The 16505-nt window shown below is 74.0% G+C and carries 16 protein-coding genes; 6 read left to right on the plus strand and 10 right to left on the minus strand.

What is annotated here, in order from left to right; genetic code table 11:
- Window positions 1-72: 72 nt before the first annotated feature.
- The gene (locus ACFWEE_RS16750) at window positions 73-1302 is read right to left on the minus strand and encodes a glycosyltransferase (RefSeq protein ID WP_386889791.1); all 1230 of its coding nucleotides are present in this window, start codon (window positions 1300-1302) and stop codon (window positions 73-75) included.
- A 57-nt stretch (window positions 1303-1359) separates the two neighbouring features.
- Here ACFWEE_RS16750 and ACFWEE_RS16755 point away from each other — a divergent pair, with 57 nt between their 5' ends.
- The 4 genes from ACFWEE_RS16755 (at window position 1360) to ACFWEE_RS16770 (ending at window position 4976) form a co-directional block, all read left to right on the plus strand.
- Window positions 1360-2145: a glutamate racemase gene (locus ACFWEE_RS16755; protein WP_386889793.1), complete on the plus strand. Its 786-nt coding sequence runs from the start codon at window positions 1360-1362 to the stop codon at window positions 2143-2145.
- Window positions 2146-2215: 70 nt separating this feature from the next.
- Entirely contained in the window at window positions 2216-2779 is a 564-nt protein-coding gene (locus tag ACFWEE_RS16760) for a hypothetical protein (protein WP_386889795.1), read from the plus strand.
- Between the two features lie 93 nt (window positions 2780-2872).
- On the plus strand, window positions 2873-4477 hold the full coding sequence (gene lnt / locus ACFWEE_RS16765; protein ID WP_386889797.1) for an apolipoprotein N-acyltransferase: 1605 nt from the start codon (window positions 2873-2875) through the stop codon (window positions 4475-4477).
- Between the two features lie 10 nt (window positions 4478-4487).
- Window positions 4488-4976 carry an NUDIX domain-containing protein gene (locus tag ACFWEE_RS16770; RefSeq protein WP_386889798.1) on the plus strand — a complete coding sequence of 163 codons (489 nt, stop codon included), beginning with the start codon at window positions 4488-4490 and terminating at the stop codon, window positions 4974-4976.
- Between the two features lie 10 nt (window positions 4977-4986).
- Here ACFWEE_RS16770 and ACFWEE_RS16775 read toward each other — a convergent pair whose 3' ends face one another.
- Both ACFWEE_RS16775 and ACFWEE_RS16780 read right to left on the minus strand, forming a co-directional pair.
- Entirely contained in the window at window positions 4987-6108 is a 1122-nt protein-coding gene (locus ACFWEE_RS16775; protein ID WP_386889799.1) for a glycoside hydrolase family 26 protein, read from the minus strand.
- A gap of 69 nt (window positions 6109-6177) precedes the next feature.
- Window positions 6178-7464, minus strand: a complete 1287-nt coding sequence (locus ACFWEE_RS16780) for a cytochrome P450 (RefSeq protein WP_386889801.1) — start codon at window positions 7462-7464, stop codon at window positions 6178-6180.
- Window positions 7465-7711: 247 nt separating this feature from the next.
- Here ACFWEE_RS16780 and ACFWEE_RS16785 point away from each other — a divergent pair, with 247 nt between their 5' ends.
- Together ACFWEE_RS16785 and ACFWEE_RS16790 are read left to right on the plus strand one after the other, a co-directional pair.
- Entirely contained in the window at window positions 7712-8164 is a 453-nt protein-coding gene (locus tag ACFWEE_RS16785; protein ID WP_386889803.1) for a tyrosinase family oxidase copper chaperone, read from the plus strand.
- A gap of 18 nt (window positions 8165-8182) precedes the next feature.
- Entirely contained in the window at window positions 8183-9043 is an 861-nt protein-coding gene (locus ACFWEE_RS16790; protein ID WP_386889805.1) for a tyrosinase family protein, read from the plus strand.
- Between the two features lie 95 nt (window positions 9044-9138).
- On the opposite strand, the gene ACFWEE_RS16795 is transcribed toward ACFWEE_RS16790, so the two are convergent.
- From ACFWEE_RS16795 to ACFWEE_RS16825, 7 genes are all read right to left on the minus strand, one after another.
- Entirely contained in the window at window positions 9139-9441 is a 303-nt protein-coding gene (locus ACFWEE_RS16795) for a chaplin (protein WP_386889807.1), read from the minus strand.
- A 134-nt stretch (window positions 9442-9575) separates the two neighbouring features.
- Window positions 9576-10736 carry a GNAT family N-acetyltransferase gene (locus tag ACFWEE_RS16800; RefSeq protein ID WP_386889809.1) on the minus strand — a complete coding sequence of 387 codons (1161 nt, stop codon included), beginning with the start codon at window positions 10734-10736 and terminating at the stop codon, window positions 9576-9578.
- Window positions 10733-11422 carry a lipopolysaccharide biosynthesis protein gene (locus ACFWEE_RS16805; RefSeq protein WP_386889811.1) on the minus strand — a complete coding sequence of 230 codons (690 nt, stop codon included), beginning with the start codon at window positions 11420-11422 and terminating at the stop codon, window positions 10733-10735. Before ACFWEE_RS16805 ends, ACFWEE_RS16800 begins: the two co-directional genes overlap by 4 nt.
- Complete coding sequence (locus ACFWEE_RS16810; RefSeq protein WP_386889813.1) at window positions 11419-12549, minus strand: glycosyltransferase; 1131 nt, start codon at window positions 12547-12549, stop codon at window positions 11419-11421. The genes ACFWEE_RS16805 and ACFWEE_RS16810 overlap by 4 nt, the downstream gene beginning before the upstream one ends.
- Window positions 12546-13346 carry a polysaccharide deacetylase family protein gene (locus tag ACFWEE_RS16815; protein ID WP_386889815.1) on the minus strand — a complete coding sequence of 267 codons (801 nt, stop codon included), beginning with the start codon at window positions 13344-13346 and terminating at the stop codon, window positions 12546-12548. The genes ACFWEE_RS16810 and ACFWEE_RS16815 overlap by 4 nt, the downstream gene beginning before the upstream one ends.
- A complete protein-coding gene (gene murJ, locus ACFWEE_RS16820; protein ID WP_386889816.1) occupies window positions 13336-15108 on the minus strand; it encodes a murein biosynthesis integral membrane protein MurJ in 1773 nt (590 codons plus the stop codon). Before murJ ends, ACFWEE_RS16815 begins: the two co-directional genes overlap by 11 nt.
- The gene (locus ACFWEE_RS16825; protein ID WP_386889818.1) at window positions 15105-16505 is read right to left on the minus strand and encodes an O-antigen ligase family protein; all 1401 of its coding nucleotides are present in this window, start codon (window positions 16503-16505) and stop codon (window positions 15105-15107) included. The genes murJ and ACFWEE_RS16825 overlap by 4 nt, the downstream gene beginning before the upstream one ends.

A 16505-nucleotide genomic window follows, 5' to 3' on the forward strand; every position in this document is an offset into this window, starting at 1 on the left:
TCGGGCGGATGTGGACAGGGCCCCCGGCACCCGCCCCGGAATGGGGTGTGCGGCCTCGCGCCCCGGCCCGCCTCACTGCTCCGGCGCGGCCTCCGGCCGGGTCTCCGGCGTGGTCTCCGGCCGGGTCCCCGGCCAGGTCTCCGGCCGGGGGTAGGTACGCCCCTTCCAGGCGGCCCCCCGCCCCCGGTAGTGCTGGACGGCCGAGTCCACGGTCATCAGCAGGTACAGCAGGGCGGTGAAGGGGAGCAGGGGCGCGAGCCAGAGCGACTGGCGGTAGTACGTCAGCATCGGCAGGTACGTCACCGTCATCACCGTCCACGCCAGCCCCCCGGCCCACGAGGCCGCCGGATCGACCAGGGCCGAACCGGTCACCAGCGTCACCGGCGGCGCCAGGTAGACGAGGGCGAGACCCGGCACCGTACCCGCGAGCAGCAGCGGGCTGTGCCGCAGCTGTGCGTACGCGCTCCGCGAGACCATCCGCCACAGCTCCCCGAGCCCCGGATAGGGGCGGACGCTGTCCACCCGCTCGGCGAGACCCAGCCAGATCCGGCCTCCGGTGCGTTTGACCACCCGCGCCAGCGACACGTCGTCGATCACCGCCTGCCGGATGGACTCCGGGATCCCGGCCCGGACCGCGGCCTCGTCGCGCAGCAGCACGCAGCCCCCGGCCGCCGCGGCGGTCCGCGACGCCGCCCGGTTCACCCGGCGGAAGGGGAAGAGCTGCCCGAAGAAGTAGACGAAGGCGGGCACGACGAGCCGCTCCCAGCAGCTCTCCACCCGGAGCCGGGCCATCTGGGAGACCAGGGCGTAACCGTCCGGGCCCGCCGGCCCGGCCGCCGCCACCAGCTCCCGCAGACTGTCCGGCTCGTGGGCGATGTCGGCGTCGGTCAGCAGCAGGAACTCCGGGTTCCGCCGCCGCGCCACCGCGATCCCGTGCCGCACCGCCCACAGCTTGCCCGTCCACCCCGGCTCCGGTTCGCCCGGGGAGACGACCTGGAGCTCCAGCCCGCCGCACCGGTCCGCCAGTTCCCGCGCGAGATCCCCGGTGCCGTCCGAGCTGCAGTCGTCGACGAGGACGACGAAGACCTCCCCCGGATAGTCCTGCGCCAGCAGGGAGGGAAGGCTCACCGGCAGGATCGGCGCCTCGTCCCGGGCCGGCACGACGACGGCGACGGAGGGCCAGCGCGCCGGTTCGGACCGCACCGGCAACCGCTGGTCCGTACGCCAGTAGAACCCCCGGCCGAGCAGCAGCCACACCCACGCGATCAGGGAACCCACGGCGATCCAGGCAACGGCGCTCATCCGCCGAGTCTGCCCCACTCCGACCGGTCGCGGAGGGGGGTGGCATAAGGTGACCGGGTGAAGATCGCGCTCATGGACTCAGGAATCGGACTGCTGGCGGCAGCCGCCGAGGTGCGCAGACTGCGCCCGGACGCCGATCTGGTGCTCTCCTCGGACCCCGCCACCATGCCCTGGGGGCCGCGTGGTCCCGAGGACGTCACCGCGCTCGCGCTCGCCGTGGCCCGCGCCGCCGCGGCCCTGCGGCCGGACGCGCTGGTCGTCGCCTGCAACACGGCGTCCGTGCGCGCGCTGCCCACGCTGCGCGCCGCGCTGGAGCCCGCACTGCCGGTCATCGGCACCGTACCGGCGATCAAGCCCGCGGCGACCGCCGGCGGCCCGTTCGCCATCTGGGCCACCCCGGCCACCACCGGCAGCCCCTACCAGCGCGGGCTGATCCAGGAGTTCGCGGCCGACGTGGACGTCACCGAGGTGCCCTGCCCGGGCCTGGCCGACGCCATCGAGTACGCCGACGACGCCGCGATCGACCGCGCGGTGGCCGCCGCCGCCGCTCTCACCCCCGCCGACGTCCGCACGGTGGTCCTCGGCTGCACCCACTACGAGCTGGTCGCCGACCGCGTTGCCGACGCCCTGCGGCGGCCGGGTCGCCCCCCGGTCGTCCTGCACGGCTCCGCCGGTGCCGTGGCCGCCCAGGCGCTCCGCCGCATCGGCGCCGAACCCGCTCCGTCGGCCGAACCGACCGGTTCCCTCACCGTCCTCCTCGGCGGGCGCGAGGCGGACCTCCCGGAAGCCGCTCTCACCTACGCCGAAGGCAGGCTGCTGCGGGGCGCGGGCGTCTCCCGCTGACCCGGGCCACCGCCCGATCGGCCGTCCGGCACCCGTCCCGAGGGTGCGGGTCATGGGTACGCTGCTGAGCATGACGGACCACCCCGGCCGTGCCGCGCACGGCTCGACCCAGGCGCCGTCCACCGTGTGGACCGGCAAGGCGACCAACCGCGCCCAGTGGCTGCTGGCCTTCGTGGGAGCGGCGTGTCTGGCCCTCGGGGTCGAGATCGCCCTCGACTCCAACTGGACCTCCGGGGTCGCCCCCCTGGTCATGTCGGTGGTCGGCTGCGTCGCCGCCGGACTCCTGATGCTCTACGGCACCCTCGCCTTCGTCCATGTCGCGGTGAAGGTGGACGGCGACGCCCTGGAGGTCCGCTGCGGCCACATGGGGCTGCCGCGCCGCCGCATCCTGCTCACCCACGTCGTGGGCGCCGAGTTCGTCCCCCGCGTGACCCCGCGCCAGTGGGGCGGGTGGGGATACCGCTGGCGCCCCGAACAGGGCACCGCCGTCGTGGTGCGCAGGGGCGAGGCGCTGCTGCTCCGGCTCGGCGACGGCCGCTCCTTCACCGTCACCGTGGACAACGCGGAGGCCGCCGTACGGTTCATCCGCGACCGGCTCCGCCTCCCGGCGGCCGGCAAGCCCTCCGAAGCCTGACCCCGGGATCGCCGGGCGCCCCCCGCCGGACGGCTCCGGACATCAGGTCTCCCCGCTGCCGCGCCCACAGCGACCGCCCGTAGACTCCCGCAGGTGAGCGCCACCATCACCTCCGTCGATGAACCGTCGCCCGTTCCCGAGTCGCGTCCCCGGGGGCGGTGGCTCACCTGGGCCCGGCCCGCCGCGGCCGTGTTCTCCGGAGCGCTGCTGTACGTGAGCTTCCCGCCCCGGCCCCTGTGGTGGCTGGTGCTCCCCGGCTTCGCCCTGCTGGGCTGGGTCCTGTACGAACGCCGCCCGCGCGCCGCGTTCGGCCTGGGCCTGCTGGCCGGGCTCGGCTTCACGCTGCCGCTGCTGCACTGGACCGGGGAGGACGTCGGCCCCGTCCCGTGGCTGGCCCTGGCCGCGGCCGAGGCGCTCTTCGTCGCGGTGGGCTGCGTCGGGATCGCCGCCGTGACCAGGCTGGCGTACTGGCCGTTCTGGGCGGCGGCCGTCTGGACCCTCGACGAGGCGGTCCGGGCCCGCGTGCCGTTCGGCGGGTTCCCCTGGGGCAAGATCGCCTTCGGCCAGGCCGACGGCGTCTTCCTGCCGATCGCCGCGCTCGGCGGTACTCCGCTCCTCTCCTTCGCCGTGGTCCTCTGCGGGTTCGGCCTCTTCGAGGTGGTCCGGCGGGTCCGCGCGTACCGCTCGACCGGAGAGCTCCCGCGCGCGGCGACCGCGATGGCCGCGGCGGCGGTGCTGGTCCCCGTCGCGGGCGCCTTCGGCTCGCTCCCGCTGGTCGACAACTCCCCGGAGGACGGCACCGCGACCGTGGCCGCGATCCAGGGCAACGTGCCGCGTCTCGGCCTGGACTTCAACTCCCAGCGGCGCGCCGTGCTCGACAACCACGCCCGGGTCACGGAGCAGCTCGCGGCGGACGTGAAGGCGGGCAAGGAGCCCCAGCCGGACTTCGTCCTCTGGCCGGAGAACTCCTCCGACCTCGACCCCTACCGCAACGCCGACGCCTGGGACGTCATCGACCGGGCGGTCCGGGCCATCGGCGTCCCCACCGTGGTCGGCGCGGTCGTCGAACCCGACACCGGCAAGCTGCGCAACACACTGATCCAGTGGGACCCGGAGAAGGGCCCCCTGGACACGTACGACAAGCGGCACATCCAGCCGTTCGGCGAGTACATGCCGATGCGCTCGGTCGCCCGCGTCTTCAGCAAGGACGTCGACCGCGTCCAGCGTGACTTCGGCTCCGGCACCAAGGTCGGCGTGTTCGACCTCGCGGGTACGAAGGTCGGGTTCGTCACCTGCTACGAGGCCGCGTTCGACGACGCCGTGCGCGACACCGTGAAGGCCGGCGGTCAGCTGATCGCCGTGCCGAGCAACAACGCCACCTTCGGCCGCACCGAGATGACCTACCAGCAGCTCGCCATGTCCCGGGTACGGGCGGTGGAGCACGGCCGCGCCGTCGTCGTACCGGTCACCAGCGGAGTCAGCGCCGTCATCCGCCCGGACGGCACGCTCATGGAGAAGTCCGGTTTCTTCACCCCCGCGGCGCTCGTGGACGAGGTGCCCCTGCGGTCCTCGCTGACCCCCGCCACCCGGATGGGCGCACTCCCCGAAGGGGCCATCGCCCTGTTCGCCGCCGCCGGTCTCGTCCTCGTCGCCGTCCGCTCCATCCGGCGCCGCCGCGCCCTTCGACCCTCACGTTAGGCTCTGGTCCATGGCTACTCCCGACTTCATCCGCGCGATCCGGGCCACCGCCGGCCACCAGCTGCTTCTCCTGCCCGGGGTGAGCGCGGTCGTCTTCGACGAGGACGGCCGGGTCCTCCTCGGCAAGCGGGCCGACACCGGCAAGTGGTCGGTCATCGGCGGCATCCCCGAACCCGGCGAGGAGCCCGCGCAGACCGCCGTGCGCGAGGTGTTCGAGGAGACGGCCGTGCGCTGCGTGGCCGAACGCGTGGTGCTCACCGAGGCGCTGAAGCCCGTGGAGTACCCGAACGGGGACCACTGCCAGTACCTCGACATCACCTTCCGGTGCCGGGCCACCGGCGGCGAGCCGCGCGTCAACGACGACGAGTCGCTGGAGGTCGCCTGGTTCGCCCTGGACGCGCTGCCGCCGCTGGCCGAGTTCGCGCGCTTCCGGATCAAGCAGTCCCTCACCGACGGCCCCACCTGGTTCCGGGCCGCCGGGAGCGACGCCCTCGTCTGAGCCGGCGGGCTCAGAGCTTCACACAGATCCGCCGGCTCTTCGTCCAGTCGGTGAACCAGTCGCTCAGCGACAGCGGGAAGCACCATTCGGCCGGTCCCGGCGCGGAGGAGGTATCCACCGGGAGCGGCCGGTTCTCGTCACTGAGGAAGGACCGGTAGAGCTTCGACGCGGCCGGGTTCCCGTCGCACCCCCACACCCCGTGCGGGCAGTAGTCCGTGATCGTCTGGTAGACGGGCGGGTGGAGATCCATCCATTCGAGCATCCGGCGCATGTACTCGGGGTTGTCGCCGTTGCGGAAGAGCCCCCACTCCGGGTAGGAGATCGGCTTCTTGTGCTCGGCGGCGAAGTCCACGTGCTTCTGCAGCCCGTATTCGCCGAACACCTGGTCGTCGAAGTTCTCGCCCGGCGGCTGGTCGTAGGAGTCCATGCCGACGATGTCCACGAAGTCGTCACCGGGATAGCAGTCGGTCCAGGGCACCGCGTCCCGCCCCCGGCTCGGCGCGAAGTCGAAGCGGAACCGCTGGCCCTCGACCGAGCGCATGGCGGTGACGATCCGCTGCCAGTACGCCTTCCAGGCCGCCGGGTCGGGCCCGCAGCGGTGGGCGTAGGTGGTGCCGTTCATCTCCCAGCCGAGCACGATCACGGTGTCCGGGATGCCCAGCCCCACCAGCCGCTCGGCGAGCTTGCGGAAGTGCCGGTCGTACAGGCCCGCCGCACCCGACCGCAGCCGCAGACGCACGGTGGCGTCCGAGACCCGCTCCTCGTTCCGCTCCAGCATCGGCGTGTTGAGGACGAACATCCGGTCGTTCCGCGCCTGCCGCCACTGTGCCCACGCGCCCAGGAAGTCGACGGAGCCCTCGATGTTCACCCAGAGGTCCCCGGGGAGGTAGCTGTGCCCGACGCGCAGCTCCTTCCCGCCGAGCCACCGGGACATCTCCGCCATGCGCGCCACGCCGTCGGGGCCGTAGTCCAGATAGGCACCGACCGCCGTGCTGCGCGGATCGACATGCGGTCCGGCGCCGTCCGCCGTACCCGCCTCGGTGACCCGGAAACCGGAGGCACCACTGACGGCGAGCACACCGGCGGCGACCGTGCCCACACAGAGATTGACGATACGGCGACTACGGGACACGGCTGCTCCTCGGTAGCGGTGGACGTCCGGCCGGTCCGGCGGCGGCTCGGCCCCACGGGCGGACACCACCTACGGCGTCGGGACGGAATCGAAGGTCAGTGCCAGACCGCGGACCCGGTTGTCGAAGCTGGAATCCACCAGCTCCGGTTCGCCGAGCGCCCGCGCGGTGTCGGTCCGGGTGAGCACCTCCGTGAAGAGCGCCCGCATCTCCAGGCGGGCCAGGTGCGCCCCGAGGCAGTGGTGCGGGCCGCCGCCCCCGTACCCCAGATGCGGGTTGGGCGAGCGGGTGATGTCGAAGCGGTCCGGGTCCGCGAACACGGAGGCGTCGCGGTTGGCGGAGGCGTAGAAGAGCACGGCCTTGTCGCCCGGCCGGAAGGTGCGCCCGCCGAGCTCGTGCTCGGTGGTGACGGTCCGCCGGAACTGGATGATCGGCGTCGAGTGCCGGACGATCTCCTCCACGGCCCCGTCGACGTACCGGTCCAGGTCGGACACCAGCAGGGCGCGCTGCTCCGGGAACCGGGACAGTAGCGCCATCCCGTGTGCCAGCGCGTTCCGGGTCGTCTCGACCCCCGCGACCAGCAGCAGGGAGAAGAAGGCGCCGAGTTCGCGGGCGCCGAGCGACTGCCCGTCCACGTCGGCCCTCACCAGGGCCGAGATCAGGTCACCGGTGGGCCGGCGGCGGCGCTCGTGCGCGATGCGCGCCATCACGAGCTGCATCCGGGCGAGCGACCGCAGGCCCCGGCCGGGCACCCGGATCCGGGCCAGTCCGCGCCGTTCCACCCCGACGTGGCTCGACGCGTGGTCGATCTGGGCGGCGATCCACGGCCGGTACGTACCCGGGACGCCCATCAGGTCGCAGATGACCTCGAACGGCAGACGCGCGGGCGCCGACCGCATGAAGTCGGTGGAGCGGCCGGCCACCGCCTCGTCCACCAGCCGGCGCGTGACCCGGGAGATGTTCTCCTCCGCCTCGCCGAGCAGCCGCGGGGTGAAGGCGCGGGAGACGATCCGGCGGAGCCCCGCGTGGTCGGCGCCGTCCATGTTGACCATGGAGTTGCCGAAGACGGCCTTCGCCCAGCGGGCGGGCTCCGGAACGGTGACCCCCGGCGCGCTCGCGAAGACGTCCGCGCGGCGGCTGGCCGCCTTGACGTCGGCGTGCTTCACCAGGGCGTAGAAGGAGAGCCCCGCCTCCCGGCCGCCGCGCGCGGTGAACCGCACCGGAGCGTCGAGCTCCCGCAGCGTCTCGAACGCCCGCAGCCGCTCGGTGCGCGGCAGCCGCCAGAACGCGGGGTCCGCCAGATCGACGTCCTCCGGCCGCTCGTCACGGACACCGGGGACCTGCCCGGGAACGCTCATGTCCACCACCTTCGGCAGTCGGGACTCCCATGCTGACCCGGCCATGCACACCCGAGGCCCGACGTGGCCGCGAACGGCCCGGATTTCCCACGGTTGAGGGATTGACCGGCGGCACGGCGAGCCGTTACGGGCCAGAGGGTGGCGCACCCCGTCTGATGGGCGTCGATACCAGCCGCACCGACAAGCGGTTTCACCGACGAACAGCTGTACCGACAAGCTCACCGGAATGGCAGGAAGGCGGACGCAGATGGGTTGGAGCAGGAAGACCCGAGGCCCCGTGGGCGGACGGAGCGCGGCCACCCGCAGGGGGGTGCTGCGCTCCGTCTTCGCCGTCGGGGTCGTGGCCGGAACCGGGGCGGCCTGGGAGCCGATCGTCGCCCGCGGCTCAAAGAGCCCCGGCGCCACCGAACCCGCGCGACCGGGGGAGATCACCGAGACGTACCGGGGGCGGACGATCCGGGTGCGCGCGGACGCTTCCCCGGGCGGCACCGCCGCGCCCGGCGTACGGACCGCGAGCGCCGGTCTCCACCCCGAGGCCAGCATCGACGGCGTTCCCCTGCATCTCATGCGCCGGGCCGACGGGAGTTGCCTCACCGCGGTCACCCACTACGAGTCGCATCCGACGCCCCTCGCGGCGGCGCGCGCCGCGGTCGACGTCCTGGGCACGGCCCGGCTGTCCGCCGCGCCCCACAGCATCTGACCGAAGGACAGGTGGAAGGTGTACACGCGAAAGAACCAGCGCGATCTCACCCGGACCGAACGGAAGCGGTTCGTCGATGCCGTGCTCACGCTCAAGCGCTCGGGGCGGTACGACGACTTCGTGGCGACGCACCGCGAGTTCTACGTCACCGACGGGGAGGACCGGCCGCGCGCGGCACACATGACCCCGTCGTTCTTTCCCTGGCACCGCCAGTACCTGCTGGAGTTCGAGCGGGCTCTGCGGGAGGCCGACCCGACGGTGTCCGTGCCGTACTGGGACTGGACCCTGGACCGCTCGCCGGAGGGACCGCCCTGGACACCGGACTTCCTCGGCGGCAACGGACGGGAGGGGGACCGGCAGGTCACCACGGGCCCCTTCGCGTACCGGGAGGGGAACTGGTCCGTCAGCAACGGCGTCACCGACGACCTGTTCCTGACCCGTGACTTCGGCCGGCCGGCCGATCCGGTGGCCCTGCCCACCGCGAAGGACGTGCGGGGAGCGCTGAACGACCCGCTGTACGACGCCGAGCCGTGGAACAGCGTCAGCCGCACGGGCTTCCGCAACCGGGTGGAGGGATGGGGCATCCGGGGGGCGCGCGCGATCAGCAACCACAACCAGGTGCACCGCTGGGTCGGCGGCGTGATGGCGGGGGCCGGCTCCCCGAACGACCCGGTCTTCTGGCTGCACCACGCGTTCATCGACCGGCTCTGGGACCGCTGGCAGAAGGCCCATCCGGGATCCGGCTACCTGCCCGCCCGGGAACTCAGCGGCGACGATCCGCAACGCGGCCGGGTGTTCGCCCGCAACGAGCCGCTGCCGCCCTGGGGGGTCGCGCCGTCCGGGCTGCTCGACCACAGCCGCGTCTACCGCTACGCCTGACCCCGCGTGTTCCGGCGGACGGCGCCGGACGGCACGGCGGCCGGTCTCCCCTCCGGGGATGAGGAGGGGGGACCGGCCGCCGTGTACGTGTCCGGTCAGTGACCGTACGCGTCGTGGTCGCCCTCGTAGGCGTTCTCGTGCTGGAGCGGCTGCGGGGCCGAGCCGTTGACGCAGGTGTTGCCGAAGGCCGGGTTCAGCAGACCGACGACGTTGATCGTGTTGCCGCAGACGTTGACCGGGACGTGCACGGGCACCGAGATGATGTTGCCCGAGACGACACCGGGGGAGCCCGCGGCGACCGCACCGGCCCCGGCGTCGGCCGAGGCGAGGCCGGCACCGCCGGCGATGAGGGCGCCGGTTCCCGCCAGGACGGCGGCGACCTTCGTGATACGCGACATCAAGAACTCCTATGGAAGAACGTTTCGTTGTGGAGCTGCGGCGCCTTCCGGCCCCGCACTGACTGACAAACGCCGGGAGCGGCGGGCGGTAACGGATCGGTACGGAAGTTCTGGGTACGGCTCCGCCGGATGGCTCAGTGCCCCACCCCCGTCAGCGCGGTGAACCGCTCGTGCCAGTCCCGCGCCGCGGGGAAGCGCGCCTTCACCGTCCTGGCCGCCCGGTCCCGCGCGGCCACCTGCGCCGCGCGCAGCCGCAGCACCGGTTCGAGCCCCGGCCGGGACAGCAGCAGCCGCTGGTTGACCACCGAGACCGGCTGCCAGTAGCTCTTGTACTGCTCCGCGCCGCGCAGCAGACTCAGCGTCCGCCGCCCGTCGGCAGCCGCCTGCCGGGAGACCTCGCGCAGCAGCAGGGTCGCCACGTCCACCTTCCGCTCCCGCAGCAGAGGGTGCGCGCCGTACAGGTAGCAGCCGGTCAGCGGACCCGCGTGCAGCGACAGGTTCGCCGCCAGTACCTCCCCGTCCAGCAGGAACTCCGTGAGCGTCGCCCCGCCGTCGCGGACCATCCGCCCCGTGGCGTGCGTCAGATGGGCCGCGAAACGGGGGCGCAGATGCTCGGGGTTGACGCCCCGCCCGCTCCACTGCAACGCGTGCAGCCGCAGCAGATCGCCGACCGTCGTGGCCACCCGCTCGACCGGGACCTCCCGGCACACGACGCCCAGCGCCTCCACCTTCCGGAGCTTGGCCCGCACCCGCTGGGCGCGGGATCCCGACATCTCCTGCGCCAGCGTGGCGAGCGGCGCGGCCGGCAACTCCATGCAGGTGGAGTCCGTGAGCCGGACGCGGGGCCCGGCCCAGCCGGCGAAGACCCGCTGCGCCAGGGCGTCGGGGCGAACCTCGCGCAGGTCGATCACGCTGGAGCGGGCGGCCCGGTGGAGGCCGCGCGCCAAGGCGTCGACCACCGCCCCGGCCTCCGCGTCCCCGGACTCCTCGTCGACGAGGACGTCGAAGAAGTCCGAGATCGCCCCGCCCATCGGCATCAGCACCGGCATCGGCCGGTGGGTGAGCAGCAGCGCCGCGGCGCCGGCCAGCCGCCCGCCGCGCCGCACCAGGACGACCCGGAGATTCGCGTCCTGCCCGTACGACAGCCACCAGGAGTGCAGCCAGGCATGACTCTGGAACGGGGTGGCCGACGGGCAGCGCCGGTGCAGGGCGTCCCACTCGGTCGCGAGCGCGGCGAACTCCCGGCCGTCCCGGCAGAGCGTGACGCTCGAAGAGCCTCTCGGCAGGGGTGTCATCGCGCGGGCTCCCGCTCCTCGGGCACCAGGGACTCGGCCTCGTGCGCGGGGCCGGGGACCGGGGCGGCCGGAGCCGGGGCCGGCTGCTCCTCGGGGCGGCGGCGGACGAGGAGCAGCAGCCCGCCGACGAGCCCGCCCGCGCTGCCGCCCACGGCCGCGGAGAGCGGCACGGAAGGCGACGCCGGGTCGCTCGGCGCGACGGCGTGGGTGAACTGGATCAGCTTCACCCCGGTGTCCTTGGAGACGTGGCCCCCGCTCACGATGAGGGCCTCGACGACGGCGTCCGCGATCTCCGCCGCCTGCCGGGGCCGGCGGGCCGTGCCGGTGACCGCGATCATCGGCGAGTCGGGGGAGGTCTCCGCCCGGACGTGGCCCCGCAGCTTTTGCAGCGGTTCGCCCGCGGCGCCCTGCGCGTAGCCGAGGGTCGCGTCGCCGGTCGCCAGCCGCCCGTACGACTGCGCGTACCCGAGCGCCGCCGCCGGGTCGGTGGTCTTCGTCGCCGCGACGGTCATCGCGTACCCGGTCGCCTCGTAACTCTTCGGCGTGAGCAGGCCGTAGGAGATTCCGCAGGCGGCGCCCAGCAGGGCGCAGGCGGGCAGCGGCCACCAGACGGGCGGGCGGAGAGCCGAGCGGAGCCTGCGGGTGCGTCCGGGAGAGGCCTGGTTCTGGGCGGGGGTTTCGGTCATGACTCTGCTCTTTCCAGGGGACGGGACGTGGCGAGGACGTGGCGGTACACGTCCATGAGGTGGTGGCTGCTGCGCCGGATGTCGTACGCGGCGACGGCGGCGGGCGGGGAAAGACGCTGGGGGCCGAGATCCGCCAGACTCCGCAGGGCGGAGGCGAGTTCGGTGGGGTCACCGGAGATGCGGCGGGCGCCGGGGGAACTGCCGGCGGGGAGGTCGTCGAGCGCGGGGCAGGCCTGGTGCAGCACGGGCAGACCCGAGGCGAGCGCCTCCACGACGGCCAGCCCGAACGACTCCTCGCGGGAGGCGGAGACGAACACGTCGACCGCGCCCAGCACCGCGGGCACGTCGGGGCCGGGCCCCGAGGCGTCGCACGCTCCGAGGAACCTGACCCGGTCCGCCGCGCCGAGCCGCTCGGCCAGGGCCCGCAACGACGCGAGCTCCGGCCCCTCCCCGGCGAGCACCAGCCGCACGCCGGGCAGCGCCGCGACGGCCCGCACGAGGACGTCGAACCGCTTGCCCGGGACCAGCCGCCCCACGCCCCCGACCACGAAGGCGTCCTGGGGAAGGCCGAGGAGGGCACGGGTGGCGCGCCGGGACTCCGCGTCGAACCGGAACGCCCGCGCGTCGATGCCGTTCGGCACCAGGTGGATGCGTTCCTCGGGCACACCCCACTCCCGCAGCCGCCCGGCCACGGTGGGGGAGACCGCGACGGTCGCGGACCCCAGCCGCTCGGTTCCCAGGTAGAGCGCGCGGGTACCGGCGGTCAGCGGGCGGCCCTCGATCTCCGCGTGCCCCAGGGAGTGTTCGGTTAAGACCCCGGCACGGACCCCGGCCAGTCTCGCGGCGATCCTCCCGTAGACGCAGGCCCGGTAGAGATGGGTGTGCACGAGGTCGTACGCTCCCCGGCGCACGAGCCGGGTGAGCCGGCCCACCGCCCGCAGATCGCGGTTCCCCGCCATGCCGAGGTGGGTGACGCGTACCCCGTCGGCGCGCAGCCCTTCGGCCACCGCCCCGGGGTTGGTGAGCGTCACCACGTCGCACGGGACCGGCAGGTGACGGATCATCAGTCGCAACTGCTGTTCCGCACCGCCGATGCCCAGGCCCGTGATGACATGCAGGACCTTCACCGGCGGGCCTCCGCGAGAGGGCCCGAGGGCACCGGCCCCGAGGGCGTGCGTCCCGCCCGGTGGCGCATGTGGTGCCGCAGCTCCTTCGCGCGCAGCCGCAGGCCCTGGTCGGCGTGGCTGACATGGGTGCGCGGAAGCGCGAACTCGCCCACGAGAATGCCGGGTTGCAGGGCACATCCGTACGCGTAGCCGGCCTCGCGCACCGAGTCGAGCACCCGCTTGTCGGCGTAGCCGTACGGGTGGCAGAAGCCCTCCGGGGACGTTCCGGTGAGCTCCCGGACGAGCTCGCGGCTGCGCCGGGTCTCGGCGTGGAGCTCCCCGTCGGGCAGTGCCGTCAGGTCGCGGTGGTAGAGCCCGTGGGATCCGATCTCCATCCCGGTACGCGCGAGCCGGGCGATCTGCGCGTGGGTCAGGAGCGGCTTGCGCGGCCCCTTCGGGTCCCACTCGTTGGTACCGCCGTCGCGTCCGGGCAGGACGAAGACGGTGGCGGTGAAGCCGTACCGGCGCAGGAGCGGCAGGGCCTCGTCCACGAAGTCCGCGTAACCGTCGTCGAAGGTGAGGCCCACCAGTCCGCGCCTGCCCTCGGCGTGCGCGCGCAGCAGGGTCCCCACCGCCACGCCCGTCAGCCGGCGGCTCCGCAGCCAGGCCAGTTGGGTGTCCAGGCGTTCGGGGGAGACGGTGATCCCGTACGGGTCGTCCGTGGGGTCGCCCACCGAGTGGTAGGTCCAGATCCACGGCCGGGCGGCCGGGCGGGAGGAGCGGGGCGCGGAGACTCGCGCCGACGGGTCAGTTGCCATGGATGAACCTCTGTCGGGTCAGGGCCAGGAGATGGACGACTTCGGGAACCCGGCACACGCGTCCGGTGAGGAGGAAGACGGAGGGTACGAGGACGCATCCCGCCGCGAGGCCCAGGAGGGGATCGGCGACGACGCCCGCCGATGCCCAGCCGGCCGAGGCGGCGAGGGCGGCCGGCACCGTCAGCCGCAGGAGGGACAGGCTCACGGCCCGTACCTCGATGGCGACCACCCGGGAGCCGAGCCCCTGGAGGAGGAGCGCAGCCGTCACGGTGATCCCCACCGCGTTCGCGGCGGCGATGCCGAGAACGCCGTAGGAGTACGTCACGGCGAAGCCGGTACCGGTCGTGACGACCAGCCCCGTCGCCATCGCGAAACCGGGGTACCAGGTGGGGCGCCCGGAGGAGAAGAACGGCCGGCCGAGCGCGCCGACCAGACAGTGGCCGAGGAGGCCGAGCGCGTAGACCCGCATGACCCCGGCGGTGGCCCGGGTGTCCTCCGCGCCGAACGCCCCGCGCTGGAAGAGGACTTCGATGATCTGCGGGGCGTACCCGACGACCATCGCGGTGCCGAGCAGCACCACCAGCGCGGCCAGCGCCAGATCGCGCTCGACCCGCAGCCGGGCGCCCTCACGGTCGCCGTCCGCCATCGCCTGCGCGACCACCGGGAAGGTCACCGTGCAGATCATCAACGACAGCACCATCGGCATCTGCGCGACCTTCTGCGCGTAGTTCAGATGCGAGATGGAACCGGCGGGCAGCGTGGAGGCGAGGAACCGCTCCACCAGGACCTGCGCCTGACGGCTCACCACGAAGAGCAGAACGGGCGCGAGCACGGCGACGCCGGGCAGCCGCGGGGCGGAGCGGGGGGCGCCGGGTACGGCGGTGCCGTCGGCCTGTGGAAGCTTCGCGTACCCGCCGCGTTCCCGGGTGAGGACCCGGGAACAGAAGGAGGGGACCTGGACCAGGACCATCAGGACGCTGCCGGCCGCCACCCCGACCGCCGCCGCCCGCACCCCCCACACCGCGTGCAGACCCAGGGTCGTCGCGATGATGCCGACGTTGTACGCGACGTAGACGGCGGCCGGAGGACCGAAACTCCCGTGCGCCCGCAGCGCCGCGCTGAAGTATCCGGTGACCCCGAAGGTGAGCACGGTGACGGCGGTCAGCCGGGTGCAGTCCACGGCCAGCCGGGGATCCGCCAGCCCGGGGGCCAGCATCCCGACCACCCAGGGGGCGCCCGCGAACAGCAGCGCGGCGCCCCCGGCGAGCAGGGTGAAGAGCCTCGGCAGCGTCGCCGCCACGAACGCGCGGACCGGCTCCTCGGGGGGACCGGACGCACCGGCCTCGGCGGCCCGGCGAGCCAGCACCTGGCTGAACGCCGGGACCAGCAGCAGTGCCATCCCGTCCTCGATGAGCAGGGTCGCGGCCATCTCCGGGACGGTCCAGGCGACCAGGAACGCGTCGCTGTCGCCGCCCGCGCCGAAGAGGTGGGCGACGGTCTGGTCGCGGAGCAGCCCCAGCACGGCACCGACCAGCGTCAGCCCCGCCGTCGCGGCGGCGGCGCGGGCCAGGAACCGCGACAGCACCGGAGAGGTCCGGCGGGACGCGTCCTCCTCGGTGGCGACGGCGTCGCCCGCCGGCCCCCCGGACACCGGCGCCCCCGGCTCGGGGCGGGGCGCCCGGCGGGGTGCCGCCACGCCGGGCCCCTCCGCCCCGGGCGGCGGCCCGGCGGAGGGACCGGCCCCGGTCGTGGTGTCGCTCACGCGGAGGCCGCCTCGTCCTGGGCGGTCAGCGCCCACCACGTTCCCAGCCCCAGCACGACGCCCGTGAGCACGGTCGTGGGCCCGCCGATGTCCGAGTACAGGAAATCGATGGTCTGCCACACCACCAGCCCCACGGCCACCAGCCCGCAGTCGATCGCTCCGGCCCGCCGCCGACGGGCGAGGAAGAGGGCGCGCACCGACGCCACGAGCACCGCCAGCCAGCCGCCCACGACGGTGACGAACCCGATCAGCCCCTGCTCCCCGAGGACCAGCAGATACATGTTGTGCGGCGACAGCAGGGCCTGCCTGCGGAACTCCTGACCGGCCCCCTCCGTGTCGCTGCCGGAGGACAGGCCGACCGAGGCGTGCCCGTCGCGGAACTCCGGGAAGCCCTTGAGGCCGACGCCGGTCGCCGGGCGCTCCCGCCACATGCTTCCGGCGGCCTCCCACAGGGCGTACCGGTCGTTGACGGAGCGGTCGGGGGCCCGCGCCACGTCGGTGACGCTGGAGAGCCGCTCCCGGACCATGTCGGAGCCGACGCCGAACCCGCCGACCAGCACCACCGACAGCGCACCCAGGACCAGCAGCGACCGGGTCGCCGTGCGCCGCCCGGTCAGCACCACGACCGTGAGCGCGGCCAGCGCCGTGGCGATCCACGAGCCCCGGCTGAAGGAGACGGCGAGCGCCACGACCAGTCCGGCGGTGACGACGAGCGCGCAGGGACGCAGCCAGCGGCGGACGGACGCGGACGGGCAGAGCGCGTACGGGACGGCGGCGAGCAGCCCGTACCCGACGACCGTCGCCATGCCCATGATGTCGCCGGGGCCGAACGTCCCCACCGCGCGGACCTCCTCGCCCATGTAGGAGGCTCCGGTGCCGGTGGCGAACTGGCGTACTCCGACGAACCCCTGGACCAGGGCGAGCAGGACGAGCGCCGCGGTCAGGAGCCGGAAACCGCGCGCGTCCCGGATGGTCAGGCACACGGCGAGCGGCACGAGGACGAAGACCTGGAGGTAGCGGACGAGGCCGGGGAGCGCCGCCGCCGGGTCCGAGGCGGTGACGGTCGCCACGGCGAGCCCGGTCACCGTGAGACCGGCGATCAGCACCGCGCCCGCGGGCAGCGGGCGCACCCGCCGGGCCAGCAGCCGCCCCAGACAGCACAGCACCGCCGCGCCCGACGCGAGGTCGGCCGGAAGCGCCCCTTGCGAGGCGGGTGTTCCGGCGCCGGGGACGGGGAGGGCGAGCAGCAGGACGGTCGCCACCAGCGGCAGCAGGGTCCAGAGGTCCAGCGCCCCGGGGGGCGGTGCCGCCTTCACCGGTGGGGCCGGTGGCGCGGCGGGCGCCCGCGACGTGACGGGCGCGGGTGCGACCGGGGCTTCGGTCGTGGGGGGTGTCAT

This window comes from Streptomyces sp. NPDC060184 (assembly GCF_042728795.1).
Taxonomy (GTDB): Bacteria; Actinomycetota; Actinomycetes; order Streptomycetales; family Streptomycetaceae; genus Streptomyces.